We start from the raw sequence: 12,281 nt of genomic DNA on the forward strand, positions 1-12,281 counted from the left end.
CGGGCGCAGCGTGGTTGCATGTCGCATGCCTCGCGCATGGAGGCTGTTGACCGTGCGCGTCGGTTCGAGGATCCCGGCGCCGGCCTGGGTCAGGCCTGGCAGAGCTCTCCGCGAGCCCTGGGCGCCGGACGACTTCAGGCCGCCTTGCGGGCCTCGTCGGCCTCGAGCTCGCGGACGATCGGGAGGACCTTCTTCCCGAACTGCTCCACGTCTTCGAGGTAGTGCAGGAACCCGCCCAGCACCAGGTCGACCCCGGCCGCCTGATAGGCGACGATCCGCCGCGCGATCTGCTCGGGCGTGCCGATGAGGCCCGTGCGGAACCCGTCGTTGTACTGCACGAGATCCTCGAAGTTCGAGTTGGCCCACATGCCCTCGCGCTCCGGCGACGCCCGGCCGGCCTGCCGCACGGCCTCGCCGAAGCCGTTCACCGCCTCCACGTCCGCGTGAGCGATGATGTCGCGCAGGACCTGCTTCGCCTCCTCCTCGGTGTCGCGGGCGATGATGAAGGCGTTCAGGCCGAACTTCACGCGTCGCCCCTCGCGCGCGGCGAGCTCCTGGATCTCGGTCACCTGGGCGCGGACGCCCTCGATGGAGTTGCCGTTCATGAAGTACCAGTCCGCCACCCGCGCGGCCATCTGCCGCGCCGCCTTCGAGTTGCCTCCCTGGAAGATCTCGGGGTGCGGCTTCTGCACCGGCTTCGGCTTCAGCGTGAAGTCATTGATCCGGTAGAAGTCCCCCCGCAGCGAGAAGTGGTCCTCGGTCCAGATGCCCCGGAGCGCCCGGATGAACTCCTCCGAGCGCCTGTATCGCTCGTCGTGCTCGAGCCACGGCTCGCCGAGGGCGGTGAACTCCCCCTTGAATCAGCCGCTCACGACGTTGACCGCGAACCGTCCGCTCGACAGATCGTCGGCCGTCGCGCCGAGCTTCGCGAGCACCCCGGGGTGCCACAGCCCCGGGTGGACGGCCGCGATCACCCGGAGCCGCTCGGTCGCGAGCAGCAGCGCGAGGCTGAACGACGTCGACTCGTGCTGGTTCTCGGCGCCGTAGCTCGCCATGTAACGGACCGGCTGAGCGCGTACTCGAAGCCGCTGTCCTCGGCGAGCCGGGCGAGCTTCCGGTTATAGTCGATGCCCCAGTGCGTCCGCTGCTCGATCTTGCTCACCACGAGGCCGCCGCTGACGTTCGGCACCCAGTACGCGAACTTCACCGGGGCGCGCGCCGCCGACCCCGTCGATGCCGTCGATGTCGTGGATTGCGTCGTTTGCGCAGTCTTTCCGTGATCACTCATCCGCGCGACCCCGTGCGAGCGCCTCGAAGTTCTCGCGCGGGAAGGTCCCTTCGCGATCGACCCGCTCGGCGTTCGGCGCGATCACGGCGGCGACAATCGCCCTCACGCTCTCGCGGATCGCAGCATCATCTCGTCTCGCCATGTCTCTCTCCTCGTGACGGCGCAGGCGCGCCGATGGCTCTTTCCCTCGTCCCGGTCAGGCGAGCCCCTGTCCGGCCGGTACCCCGCGGTGCGCGTGCCGCGTGTCGACGCCCCACGCCGCGCGCCGCCGTCCCGGAAGGGCGCTGTCCGGCGTGCGGCGTTGACCCGCGGGGCGCGGTCCCATGACCCGCTCTCCTCAGGAGTAGAAGCTCGGCTCCGGGATCGCCCCGTTCAGCGCGTAGGCGCCGAGCTCGCGCGACTTGTAGTCGACCGGGTCGTGCAGCGTGTGCGTCCGCAGGTTTCGCCAGTACCGGTCCATCCCGGCGCTCGCGGTCGTCGCGCTCGCCCCCATCACCTCGAACATCCCGTTCGTGATCTCCAGCCCCGCGCGCGACGTCGCCACCTTCTCCTCGGCGAGCTGCTGCTCCAGCAGCAAGGGTGCTCGCGAGGTGTTGCTGGAGCAGCACCGGTGGCCGCCCGCGCCCGCGGGGCTCCGTGGCGGCGGCCAGCGCTCGCGCGGGGGCGCGCTTGTTTCACGGTGGCGGCGTGAAACGTGCCTCCGGGCCAGCGGCCCGGCGATGCACGCCAGCGGCCCGGCGATGCACGCCAGCGGCCCGGCGATGCACGCCAGCGGCCCGGCGATGCACGGGCGAGGAGCCCAATCCTTCGATGAACATCTTCTGGTTTCTCCCGACGCACGGTGACGGCCGCTACCTCGGCACTGCCGAGGGGGCGCGCCCCGTCTCGCTCTCTTACCTGCGCCAGATCGCGCAGGCCGCCGACGACCTCGGTTATCACGGCGTGCTGCTCCCCACCGGGCGGTCCTGCGAGGACGCGTGGGCGGTCGCGTCGGCCATGATCCCGCTCACGCAGCGGCTCCGGTTCCTCGTCGCGCTGCGCCCGGGCATCGTCGCGCCCACGTCGGCGGCCCGCCTGGCAGCCACGGTCGATCGCCTCTCGGGCGGCCGCCTGCTGCTCAACGTGGTGACCGGCGGCGACCCCGCCGAGGCCGAGGGCGACGGCGTCTTCCTCGGGCACGACGAGCGGTATGCCGTGACCGATGAGTTCCTCACGATCTGGCGCCGCGTCATGGCCGGCGAGACGGTCGATTTCGAGGGCAAGCACCTGCGCGTCAAGGGCGCGAAGCTCCTGTATCCGCCGATCCAGACGCCGCACCCGCCGCTCTACATCGGCGGGTCGTCGCCCGCGGCCCACGCGCTGGCGGCGCGGCACCACGACGTCTACCTGACCTGGGGCGAGCCGCCGGCCGCCGTGGCCGAGAAGATCGCCGACGTGCGCCGCCGCGCGGCCGCAGAGCAGCGCCAGGTGCGGTTCGGGATCCGGATGCACGTCATCGTCCGCGAGACCGCCGAGGCGGCGTGGGCGGCGGCGAACGACCTCATTCGCCACCTCGACGACCGCGCCATCGCCGCGGCGCAGCAGGCCTTCTCGCGCTTCGACTCCGAGGGCCAGCGGCGCATGGCGGCGCTGCACAACGGCCGGCGCGAGGCGCTCGAGATCAGCCCGAACCTCTGGGCCGGCGTCGGGCTCGTCCGCGGCGGCGCCGGCACGGCGCTCGTCGGCGACCCCGAGACGGTCGCGCGCCGCATGCGCGAGTACGCGGACCTCGGCATCGAGACGTTCATCCTGTCCGGCTATCCGCACCTCGAAGAGGCCTATCGCGTCGCCGAGCTGCTCTTCCCGCGGCTCTCCATCGAGCGGAAGGGGCTCGACGTCCGCCCGAACCTCACGGGCCCGTTCGGCGAGGTGATCGCCAACGACATCCTCCCCCAGCGCTCGCAGAGCTGATCAGGAATCAGGAAGGAGAGTCGAGGCGCTCCCGCACCGCCGCCCGCACCTCTCCGGCCCTCCTCGACAGCGGGGCCGGGGGCTCGGACGTGGGCGGCGCCGCGAGCTCGCCCGACGGCAGCAGCCGCGCGCGCACGAGGTCGCGGCTGACGCCGAGCCGGCTCGCCGTCTGCCCCAGGTTGCGCTCGCAGCGGCGGTACACAGCGCGGATCACGACCTCCTCGACGCGCTCGTGCACGCCAGGGATGCCGCTCTCGTAGAGCGCGGCGATCGTCGTCTCGAGCGTGGCGATCAGCCCGTCGACCGTGGCCTGGGCGCTCGCCGGCGCGGGCGCCTGCGGCTGGGCGGCCGTGAGCCGCAGATCGTCCCTCGTCACCCGGCCCGCGCGGCAGACGAGCAGCGCCTGACGGATGACCTGCTCGAGCTCGCGGATGTTGCCCGGCCACGCGTGCGCGAGCAGGCGCTCCACCGCGGACGACGCGAGCCCGCACGGCGCGGACCCGGCGCGGCGCCCGTGGAGCCCGACGAAATAGCGCGCGAGCGGCAGGATGTCGCCCGGCCGCTCGCGCAGGGGCGGCACGGCGAGCGTCGCGCCGCTCAGCCTGGTGAGCAGGTCGTCGCGAAACCTGCCCACGGCGGCCACGCTCTCGAGCGGGACGCTCGTCGCGGCGATGACGCGCACGTCGACCGGCGCCGCCCGTCGCGCGCCGCCCCGGACCGCCTCGCGCTCCTGCAGCACGCGCAGCAGCCTGGCCTGCACGCCGAGCGGCAGGTCCCCGACCTCGTCGAGGTAGAGCGTGCCGCCCTCGGCGGCCTCGAACAGGCCGCGCCCCCGCGGGCAGATCTGCTGCTCGTGGCCGAAGAGCTCGGCCTCCGCGAGCGACGGCGACAGCGCTCCGCAGCTGACGGCGAGGAAGGGGCGGGCGCGCCGCGCGCCGAGCTCATGCACGTGCCGCGCCAGGATCTCCTTCCCGGTCCCGGTCTCCCCGCTGATCAGCACCGCCGCGTCGGTCAAAGCGACCTGCTTCACGCGCTGGAGCAGCTGTTGCGATCTGGGGTCCTCGAAGACGAGGGCCCTCGCGCGCTCGGTCGGGGGGGTCGTCGATTCCGGGGCGGGGAGGGTGAGCAAGCGCATGGGTCTAACCTCGAATCGCCAGCCAGTTCCTGGCATGTGGCCTGCAAAGCATCTGCAGTGGACCTGCGACGGACTTGCGGTGAGCTGCGGTGAGCTGCGGTGAGCTCAAAGAGCGCGCACGCGCGTGCGCCGCCCCCTCCCCGGCCGGACCTCAGGCGGCTACCTCGCGCGCCGGGAGCGCGAGGCCTTCGCGGAGCACGCTGTCGATGAACGGCCTCACGATCTCTTCCAGCTTGTTCCCGAGCTCGTCGTCGATCTCGAGCTGCCCGTCCTCGCCGAGCCGCAGCGCCTTGTCGAGGAGGAACAGCCCTGCGAGCACGTGCCGCGCGCCGAGCGACTGGAGGACCGGGCGCAGCCCGTAGTCGATGGCGAGCACGTGCGCGAGCGTTCCGCCCGTCGCGAGCGGCAGCACGGCCTTCCCCGCGAGCCCGAACTGCGGCAGGAGGTCGAGCAGCGCCTTGAGCGCGCCGGTGTACGAGGCCTTGTAGATGGGCGTCGCGATGACGACCCCGGCCGCCTCGGCGATGATCCGCGTCGCCTCCGCGACAGCGGGGGAGTCGACGCGTCCGAAGAGGACATCCTCGGCGGGGAGGTCGCGGACATTGACGGTGGTGACGCGGAACCCCTCGCGCCCGAGCCGCGCCCCGATGCGGGCCGCGAGCGCCCCCGTCTTGGAGCGCGCGGAGACGCTTCCCGTGATGATGGCAATGCTTGACATGGGCGCGTCATAACAAGGCCAGGGCCTTATGTCTACTATAACGGATAAATCATCCGTCATAAGAGATGGTGCCAGGTGGACCAGCGCCCTGGCGGCGCAGGCAGGCCCGTTTCCCGGGGGACCCTGGGCATCGCCGCCGCGCATGGCAGCAACCACATGCACCTCCATGACGTCCGGCGGGCCCTCGGCCGCGCTCTTGCTGCCGTATCGATCCGCGCCGTCCCGGTCGTCGTTCATGCCCCTTGTCAGGTGGATGTACCGAGCGCGCGCGTCCTTCATGCAATCGACGCCGCGAACGGATCTCTCGTCCTCATCCGGGGGCTCACCACAGGCAGGCACGAGCTTTCCACTGGAGAGCAGCTGGCTCGGATCTCCGCCGCTGTCCCGCCCATTGCGACACAGGAGACAAAAAGAAAGAAGAGGACGCCGGCGGGGGGAGCCGGCGTCCTCTTCATGAGCGCGCGCTCGAGGAGCGCGCGCCCGCGGCTAGCTCTCGAACCGGACGTTGTCCAGGTAGCAAGGACCCGAGTTGGTGATCACCTCGAGGCTGATCAGCAGCGTCACGTTGCTGGGAGGGGGATTGGCGCTCGGCGCGTTCTCGGTGGCCGTCGGCAGCTGGGCGAACTGGACCCTCACGAGCTCACCCCGGGCGAGGGGGGTGAGCGCGACGTTGCCAATCCACGGGTGGTTGACGCCGGCGGACGGGATCGTGGGGCTCATCGATTCATCGAACTGACATTCCTGTGAACATCCGCTCGCGCGCCGAAGTCCGGATGTCCGCCGTGCCTGGCGCTCCTGCGGCGTCGTTTTTCTTCAGGGGGCGGCGCCGACGGCCCGGTGCACGCGGTCGGCGTAGGAGGTCGACGGGTACCGCGCGAGGAACGCGTCGGCGCGCGCCCGCGCCTCGTCGACGCGCCCGAGGCGCATCAGCGCCCGGATCGCGACGTACTCCCGCTCCTCGACGAGCCGCCCCGCCGGGAACTCGCGCTGGTGCTCGCCCACCGCCGACAGGGCGGCCTCCGGGTTCTGCGTGGCCGCCGCCCTGGCCCGATCGATGAGGTTGGACTCCCGGAGTAGCTCGTCGCTGTCGATCGGGGCGGCCGGCGCCGGCGCGGCCGGCCGGCTGTTCCGAGGCGCGTCGCGTCGCGCGGGGGGCGCGGCCGGGCGCGGCGCCTCGACCTCTGGCGCGGCGCCGACCAGCGGCGCCAGGGCCACCTGCGCCGGCGCCGCGACGGGCGCGCCGCCGCGCGAGCGCGAGAGCAGCTGCTCCAGCGGCAGGTCCGTGAGTATCGGCGGGGCCGCCGTCGAGGCGGCCCCGCCCGGGCCGCCGTCGAGGGTGGCGTGGAGCGCGGCCCCGCCGAGCCCGAGCCCCACCGCGAGGAAGAGCCCCTTGACCCACATCGGCAGCGTCGTCCCGGCGCCCGCGGCCGTCCCGAGCGGCGCCACCCGGGCCGCGGTGCGCGCGAGCTCGGCGGACGTCATCGCCCGCGGGCGCGACGCGGCGAGGAGAAGCTCGCGGGCCCCCTGCGGGGCACCCCCACCGTCCTGGATCCATCGCTTCGGATCGCTCATGTCGCCCCCCTGCGCGTGCGCTCGGTCTCGGCCTTCTTTAACAGACTCGCGAACTCTTTGCGCGCTGCATGGAGCCGCGAGTAGACGGTCCCGACGGGGACGCCGACCAGGCTCGCGATCTCGTTGCACGGCATCTCTTCGATCTCGAACATGACGAACACGGCCCTGCGGTCGAGATCCATGGCCTCGAGGATCGCCTCGAGCTGCAATCTCGCCTGCTGTTGGGAGGTGGCCTCTTCGGGGCTTCTCGCGGAGTCGGGCACGTCGTCGACCACCTCGCCGAGCCGCTCCCGCCGCGTGTGCGCGCGGCGGCGGTGCGACGCGGCGACCCGCCGGCAGATGGCGAAGAGCCACGTCGTGACGGGGCACGCCCAGTCGAACGAGGGGAGGCGGCGCTGGACGACGATGAAGACGTCCTGGAACGCGTCTTCCAGGTCGGGCTGCTGGATGCCGAACCGTTGCAGGGTGGCCCAGACGAAGCCGCCGTGCTCGGCGTGCAAGGAGACGAGGCTCTGGGGCGGCTGCTTGGCGCCCCCCAGGACCTCGGCTTGTAAGCATTGCTCCACGCCCTGGTGAATGCCGGCACCCCGGGGATCCTTCATCAAAAGGTGACCCCGACGCCTCCGAACGCCGCGCCGGCGACGATCGGCTGCTCGAAGGGCACCGGCTGCTCTCCCTCGAGCTGGAAGCTGTACCGCGTCATGGGGACGAAGAGGTCGATCCCTGTCTCGAGCTGCAGCGGCCCGATGACGCGCAGGCCGAGCCGCGCGCCCGCGCTGGCGCTGACCCACGCCCGCGCGCCGGGATCCGTGGGGACGTACCGCTCGTCCTCGTCGATGACGGCGTAGACGGCGCCCACGAGGAGCCGGCCGCAGAGCCCGAAGGCGACCGTCCGGGTGCGGATCGCCTCCGCGCAAGCGCCGAGCCAGCCCGCGGTGAGGCCGAAGGCGAACGTCGGGTCGGTCGCGTGCTGCTCCGGGAGCCACAGCGTCCCCGTCTCGAGGGTGAGCCGCGGCAGGAGCGCCCACTCGCCCGCGAGCGCGAGGCCGGCGCCAGGCGAGGGGACGAGGCCCACCGAGGCGAACCCGCGCCAGGTGATCGAGAGCCCTGCGGGCTGCGGGCTCGGGGCCGGCGCCGGGCGCGCTGGCCTGGTCTCCGCCGGCCAGGGGAACGGCGGTTCCGGCGGCCTCGTGGCCGCCGGAGGGGGCGGAGGGCGAGGCGGCTCGGGGGCGGGCGGCTTGGGGGCGGGCGGCTCGGGGGGGGCAGCCGGGGAGGCGAGCTCGGCGTCGGGATCGACGGCGAGGACGATGATCTGTGTGACGGCGGCCATGATCCCGTCGCAGCTCATGCCGTGATCGGAGATGGCGCGGACGGTCGGGGGGGCGCCGTCGCACCCCTCGGTGCGGACCTGGGCGGACCAGGCCCCGGGCTGGCCCTGCACCACGGCCTCGATCGAGGTGACCTTGCCCGACGTGACGAGCTCCCGCCCGAGCCGCCGCGAGACCTCGGCGCGGATCTGCGATGCCGAGGGGCACTTCGCCTCTGCGCCCTCGAGGCGCACCCACGAGACGTCCGCGGCGGCGCGGTCGCACTCCTCTGCTGCCTGCGCCGCCGCGGGGGTGAGCGCGGCGAATGAGGAGATGACGACCGCCGCCAGTCCACGCACGGCCCCCGCGCTCACCATCGCGTCGCACCTCGCCAGCTGCGCGGAGATCTGCGGGCGGCGGAGCGACTTCGTACGGTGCGACGCGTCATCACGGAGAGGATGGTAGCTCACTCGAAGAGAGCGGCGCCCCTGTACACCCAGGGCATCCACAAGTCACAGCAATTTACGGCGCCACTGCGGGCTTGCTCCCACATGGCGTGTACACGAGAAGCACCGCGCGGAGAAGGCTCGGCGCCTGCGCGCTTCACGTCATGTCGACGTGCGGTTCGCGCGGCGTGCGGCCGAGGGCGTTCCTCCGGTGCGGCCCTGTCCTCGGGTCCATTAGGATGGGCGCCGACGATGCTGACCTCCGGATCGCGCCGCGCTCGCCAACTGCTTCATTGCTGGATTTTTACCGCCATATCGTTCTCGGGGATCGCCTGCGCTGTGGTTCGGCCTTGCCCTCCGGCGCCTGTCGCGCCGGCCCGAGCCGCTGCTCCGCCGCCTCCGGCGCCGCTGCCAGCGCCGGCGCCGGCGCCGGCAGCGGCGCCGGAGGACGGCGAACGGCCGGAGCTCGCGGTGCTGCCCGTGCTCGACGATGAGCTGTTCCGCGACGAGCGCGCCGCCCTGCGGCAGACGCTCGCGAGCGTCCTCGCGCAGCGGGCGCCGGACCACGCCCTGGTCCCGCTCGACGAGGTCGACGCGGAGCTCCGTCCTGTGTCGGCGACCACGGGCGCGCGCTGCGCCTTCGACGAGGTCCCGCTCGAGCGGCGCGCCGAGGACGCGGGGTGGCGCTGGACCGAGATCCTGCGGGTAGGCGGCCTCCCCGGGAGCTCCGGCGAGGAGCTGTGGGTCGAGCTCGTGGGCGGGGGCAACACGGCGATGGTGACGTTCGGCGGCGCGCTGGACCCGGCGGCCGCGCCGCTCGAGCGCTACCAGAAGGCGTTCGCGGCGCTGGAGCGGAAGCCTGACGGCGCCGCGCTCGTCGGTGGCATCGCCGGCGGCGGCGGGGCCGGCGCCGTGACGGAGGGCGCCGTCACCCTGTGCGAGCAGGCGCCCTTCTCCGCGTGCCGGCCCGAGACGAGCGGCTGGCGCGATCGGGCCGCCGCGCTCGCCGCATGTTACGCGGGGGAGGACGCCGCGGCGGACGAGCTCCTGATCGACGCGCCCGCCGCGCGCTGCGAGATCGCCGATCTCGACGATGTCGAGGGGCCGCGGGGGAAGCGCGAGGCCTGCCTTTGCGCGGCCGTCCGGAGCTCGGCGGGGCTGCAGGCGGCGGGCGGGCGGCGCGTGCTGCGCGTCGACTATGCCGCTCCCGAGATCGCGGGCCGGCCGCGCCCCGAGCTGCGCGTCGTCGACGCGACGACGAACCTGCACGCCGCGGAGGAGTGGCACGCCACGCGTGCGGCGGACGTCTCGCACGTCTCGCGCGTCTCGCGGTCGGTCCACCGGCTCGGCATCGACAACCTGGACGCGCTCGCCCCGGCGCTCGCGCGCTGCGAAGCGGCGCCGGGCGGGCTGGTCGTGGCGCAGCTCGACGCGCGGGAGGACGGCTCGGTCGAGCGCGCCCGGGTGCTGTCGGGCGCGCCGCGGCGCGCGCTCGCGGCGTGCGTGGAAAAGGCGCTTTCGCGAGGCCGCCTGGCGTGCACCAGCGACGGCAAGCCCGCGGCCGTGCGCGTCGCGGTGGAGTGGCCGGCGGCCGCGCGGTAAGCGAGCGCGGAGGCCCGGCCTCACAGCCGGGCGAGCCCTCCATCTTCGAGCAGCACCCAGGGGGATGATGTCGAGTACGCCTCGATCCCAGCCATGGACAAGCTTGGCGCACCAGCCTGCCGGCTACTTCGTGTTTTCTGGAAGAAGGGCTGGCGCCGGTGCTTCGAAATTGTTAGAAGTAGGGCGTGCCGTCGAAGCTCGACCACCACGCCGAGCAGCTCGCCGCGCTCGGTCACCCGGTGCGGCTCTCCGTCCTGCGCTTCGTGGTGCAGGCCGGCGCGGAGGGCGCCTCTGCTGGCGACATCCAGGCGCACGTCGGGCTGGCTGCCTCGACGCTGAGCCACCACCTGAAGCGGCTCGTCGACGCAGGCATCCTGAGGACGCGCTCGGAAGGGACGTTTCACTACTACAGCGCTGCCTACGACGCGCTCCGCGCCCTCACGGACTACCTCTGGGAGGACTGCTGCAAGCGCGGCAAATCGTGCTGCTGATAGCTCTTTTTTTACCCTCTACTTCGATATTTTTGGAAGGAAGGTGCGCGATGAACATCATCAAGCCTCATGTCTCTCTCAACGTATCCAACATCGACGCCTCGGTTGCGTTCTACGAGAAGGCGTTTGGCGTCCGGGCCACCAAGCGCCGTCCTGGCTACGCGAAGTTCGACCTCGCGTCGCCTTCCTTGAACCTCACGATGCAGGAGGCGCCGCGGACGGGCGTCAACGCGAGCCACTTCGGCGTCCAGGTGGCGAGCACGGAGGACGTGCTCGAGGCCAGGAGCCGCTTCGAGGCCGCGGAGCTCAAGACCTTCACGGAGGAGGACACGGCCTGCTGCTACGCGGTGCAGGACAAGGTCTGGATCGAGGATCCCGACGGCAACTCGTGGGAGGTGTTCGTGGTCAAGGGCGACGCGGCCGTGATGGGGAGCCAGCCGGCGATGTCCGCGAAGGGCGAGGCCCCGTGCTGCGCGCCCGGGCGCTGCGCCCCGTCCGGGCTCGACGATGCCGCCGCGCGCTGATCTCACCCGCAGGGCCGTCGCCGAGGCGCTCGGGACGGCCCTGCTGCTCGCGACGGTGGTCGGGTCCGGGATCATGGCCGAGCGCCTCGCCGGCGGGAACGTGGCGATCGCCCTGCTCGCGAACACGATCGCGACGGGGGCCGCGCTGGTGGCGCTCATCCTGACCTTCGGGGCCATCTCCGGCGCACACTTCAACCCCGCCGTCACGCTCGCCGACGCGAGCCAGGGCGGGCTCCCCTGGCGCGAGGTGCCCGCGTACCTCATGGCCCAGGTCGCCGGCGCCTTCGCGGGCGTCGCGGTGGCCCACGTCATGTTCGGCGAGGCCCTCTTCTCGGCGTCGCGACACGACCGCTCGGGGCTGGCCCAGCTGGTGAGCGAGTTCGTCGCGACGTTCGGGTTGCTCGCCGTCATCTGGGGCGGCGTCCGGAGGCGGGCCGCGGCGGTTCCCTTCGCCGTCGGCGCGTACATCACCGCGGCCTACTGGTTCACCTCGTCCACGTCGTTCGCCAACCCGGCCGTGACGCTCGCCAGGGCCGCGAGCGACACGTTCGCGGGCATCCGCCCGGCCGACGCGCCGGGGTTCATCGTCGCGCAGCTCGCTGGCGCAGCGGCGGCAACGCTCGTGTTTCGCTGGCTCGTTCCCGCCCTGCCCAGGGTCGCCGATCGCGTCGTCGATCGCGTCGTCGATCGCGTCGTCGATCGCACGATTCCGGAGGATGTTCCATGAAGACCGTGCTCTTTGCCTGCATTCACAACGCGGGCCGCTCCCAGATGGCCGCGGCGTGGTTCAACGCTCTATCCGACCCTTCCAGGGCGCGCGCCATCTCGGCCGGCACCGCGCCCGGCCCGCGCGTCCATCCGGAGGTGCTCGCCGCGATGGCGGAGGAGGGGATCGACCTCTCGGCCGTGACGCCCCAGCGGCTCACCGACGAGCTGGCGAGCCAGGCAGCGCTGCTCGTCACCATGGGATGCGGGGAAGCGTGCCCCGCGGTTCCAGGGCTTCGCCGTGAAGACTGGCCCCTCGAGGATCCCAAGGGAAAGCCGGTGGAGCGCGTGCGGGAGATCCGCGACGAGGTCCGCGCGCGGGTGGAGCAGCTCGTCGCTCGCGAGGGGTGGGCCGCCGCTGGCACGGGCGCAGCGGGCCGAGCATGAGCTTCGAGCCGGCCTGGTCCCTCGGGACGCGCGCGTGATCGGCCCTCCAGGCCATGGCGGCGCGCCGCGCTGATCTGCTCAGCGTCGCGCTGATCT

The 12,281-nt window shown here is 72.6% G+C and carries 14 protein-coding genes and 2 pseudogenes; 7 read left to right on the top strand and 9 right to left on the bottom strand.

Annotation, left to right across the window (positions count from 1 at the left end; translation table 11 throughout):
- Positions 1–134: 134 nt before the first annotated feature.
- Positions 135–1,189: pseudogene (gene sfnG / locus WME85_RS14420) on the bottom strand (dimethylsulfone monooxygenase SfnG).
- Between sfnG and WME85_RS14425 the strand changes: the two are divergent.
- Positions 1,128–1,280 (top strand): hypothetical protein, encoded by a 153-nt coding sequence (locus WME85_RS14425; protein WP_437842655.1) that lies wholly within the window; start codon positions 1,128–1,130, stop codon positions 1,278–1,280. The pseudogene sfnG and the gene WME85_RS14425 sit on opposite strands and share 62 nt — an antisense overlap.
- Here the strand turns inward: WME85_RS14425 and WME85_RS14430 are convergent, their stop codons facing one another.
- Both WME85_RS14430 and WME85_RS14435 read right to left on the bottom strand, forming a co-directional pair.
- Positions 1,281–1,430, bottom strand: a complete 150-nt coding sequence (locus tag WME85_RS14430) for an acyl-CoA dehydrogenase family protein (RefSeq protein WP_437838697.1) — start codon at positions 1,428–1,430, stop codon at positions 1,281–1,283.
- 195 nt (positions 1,431–1,625) lie between these two features.
- A pseudogene (locus WME85_RS14435) lies at positions 1,626–1,847 on the bottom strand (acyl-CoA dehydrogenase family protein); the annotation flags it as partial.
- A gap of 251 nt (positions 1,848–2,098) precedes the next feature.
- Here WME85_RS14435 and ssuD point away from each other — a divergent pair.
- Positions 2,099–3,238, top strand: a complete 1,140-nt coding sequence (ssuD, locus tag WME85_RS14440) for an FMNH2-dependent alkanesulfonate monooxygenase (protein ID WP_437838699.1) — start codon at positions 2,099–2,101, stop codon at positions 3,236–3,238.
- 7 nt (positions 3,239–3,245) lie between these two features.
- Here the strand turns inward: ssuD and WME85_RS14445 are convergent, their stop codons facing one another.
- The 6 genes from WME85_RS14445 to WME85_RS14470 all read right to left on the bottom strand — a co-directional run bounded on the left by WME85_RS14445 (position 3,246) and on the right by WME85_RS14470 (position 8,347).
- Positions 3,246–4,373: a sigma 54-interacting transcriptional regulator gene (locus WME85_RS14445; RefSeq protein ID WP_437838701.1), complete on the bottom strand. Its 1,128-nt coding sequence runs from the start codon at positions 4,371–4,373 to the stop codon at positions 3,246–3,248.
- A gap of 151 nt (positions 4,374–4,524) precedes the next feature.
- Entirely contained in the window at positions 4,525–5,091 is a 567-nt protein-coding gene (ssuE, locus tag WME85_RS14450; RefSeq protein ID WP_437309681.1) for an NADPH-dependent FMN reductase, read from the bottom strand.
- Positions 5,092–5,577: 486 nt separating this feature from the next.
- Positions 5,578–5,811, bottom strand: coding sequence for a hypothetical protein (locus tag WME85_RS14455; RefSeq protein ID WP_437838703.1), 234 nt, complete (start codon positions 5,809–5,811; stop codon positions 5,578–5,580).
- A 93-nt stretch (positions 5,812–5,904) separates the two neighbouring features.
- A complete protein-coding gene (locus WME85_RS14460; RefSeq protein WP_437838705.1) occupies positions 5,905–6,663 on the bottom strand; it encodes a hypothetical protein in 759 nt (252 codons plus the stop codon).
- The gene (locus WME85_RS14465; protein WP_437838707.1) at positions 6,660–7,265 is read right to left on the bottom strand and encodes an RNA polymerase sigma factor; all 606 of its coding nucleotides are present in this window, start codon (positions 7,263–7,265) and stop codon (positions 6,660–6,662) included. Before WME85_RS14465 ends, WME85_RS14460 begins: the two co-directional genes overlap by 4 nt.
- Positions 7,265–8,347: a hypothetical protein gene (locus WME85_RS14470; protein ID WP_437838709.1), complete on the bottom strand. Its 1,083-nt coding sequence runs from the start codon at positions 8,345–8,347 to the stop codon at positions 7,265–7,267. The genes WME85_RS14465 and WME85_RS14470 overlap by 1 nt, the downstream gene beginning before the upstream one ends.
- A gap of 549 nt (positions 8,348–8,896) precedes the next feature.
- Here WME85_RS14470 and WME85_RS14475 point away from each other — a divergent pair.
- The 5 genes from WME85_RS14475 to WME85_RS14495 all read left to right on the top strand — a co-directional run bounded on the left by WME85_RS14475 (position 8,897) and on the right by WME85_RS14495 (position 12,185).
- Complete coding sequence (locus WME85_RS14475) at positions 8,897–10,018, top strand: hypothetical protein (protein WP_437838711.1); 1,122 nt, start codon at positions 8,897–8,899, stop codon at positions 10,016–10,018.
- A gap of 185 nt (positions 10,019–10,203) precedes the next feature.
- Positions 10,204–10,509, top strand: coding sequence for an ArsR/SmtB family transcription factor (locus WME85_RS14480; protein WP_437309685.1), 306 nt, complete (start codon positions 10,204–10,206; stop codon positions 10,507–10,509).
- Between the two features lie 50 nt (positions 10,510–10,559).
- Positions 10,560–11,033 carry an ArsI/CadI family heavy metal resistance metalloenzyme gene (locus WME85_RS14485; protein ID WP_437838713.1) on the top strand — a complete coding sequence of 158 codons (474 nt, stop codon included), beginning with the start codon at positions 10,560–10,562 and terminating at the stop codon, positions 11,031–11,033.
- The gene (locus WME85_RS14490; protein WP_437838715.1) at positions 11,017–11,760 is read left to right on the top strand and encodes an aquaporin; all 744 of its coding nucleotides are present in this window, start codon (positions 11,017–11,019) and stop codon (positions 11,758–11,760) included. The genes WME85_RS14485 and WME85_RS14490 overlap by 17 nt, the downstream gene beginning before the upstream one ends.
- Positions 11,757–12,185 (top strand): arsenate reductase ArsC, encoded by a 429-nt coding sequence (locus tag WME85_RS14495; RefSeq protein WP_437838717.1) that lies wholly within the window; start codon positions 11,757–11,759, stop codon positions 12,183–12,185. The genes WME85_RS14490 and WME85_RS14495 overlap by 4 nt, the downstream gene beginning before the upstream one ends.
- Positions 12,186–12,281 lie beyond the last annotated feature (96 nt).

It is taken from the genome of Sorangium sp. So ce1153, assembly GCF_051521595.1.
GTDB lineage: Bacteria > Myxococcota_A > Polyangia > Polyangiales > Polyangiaceae > Sorangium.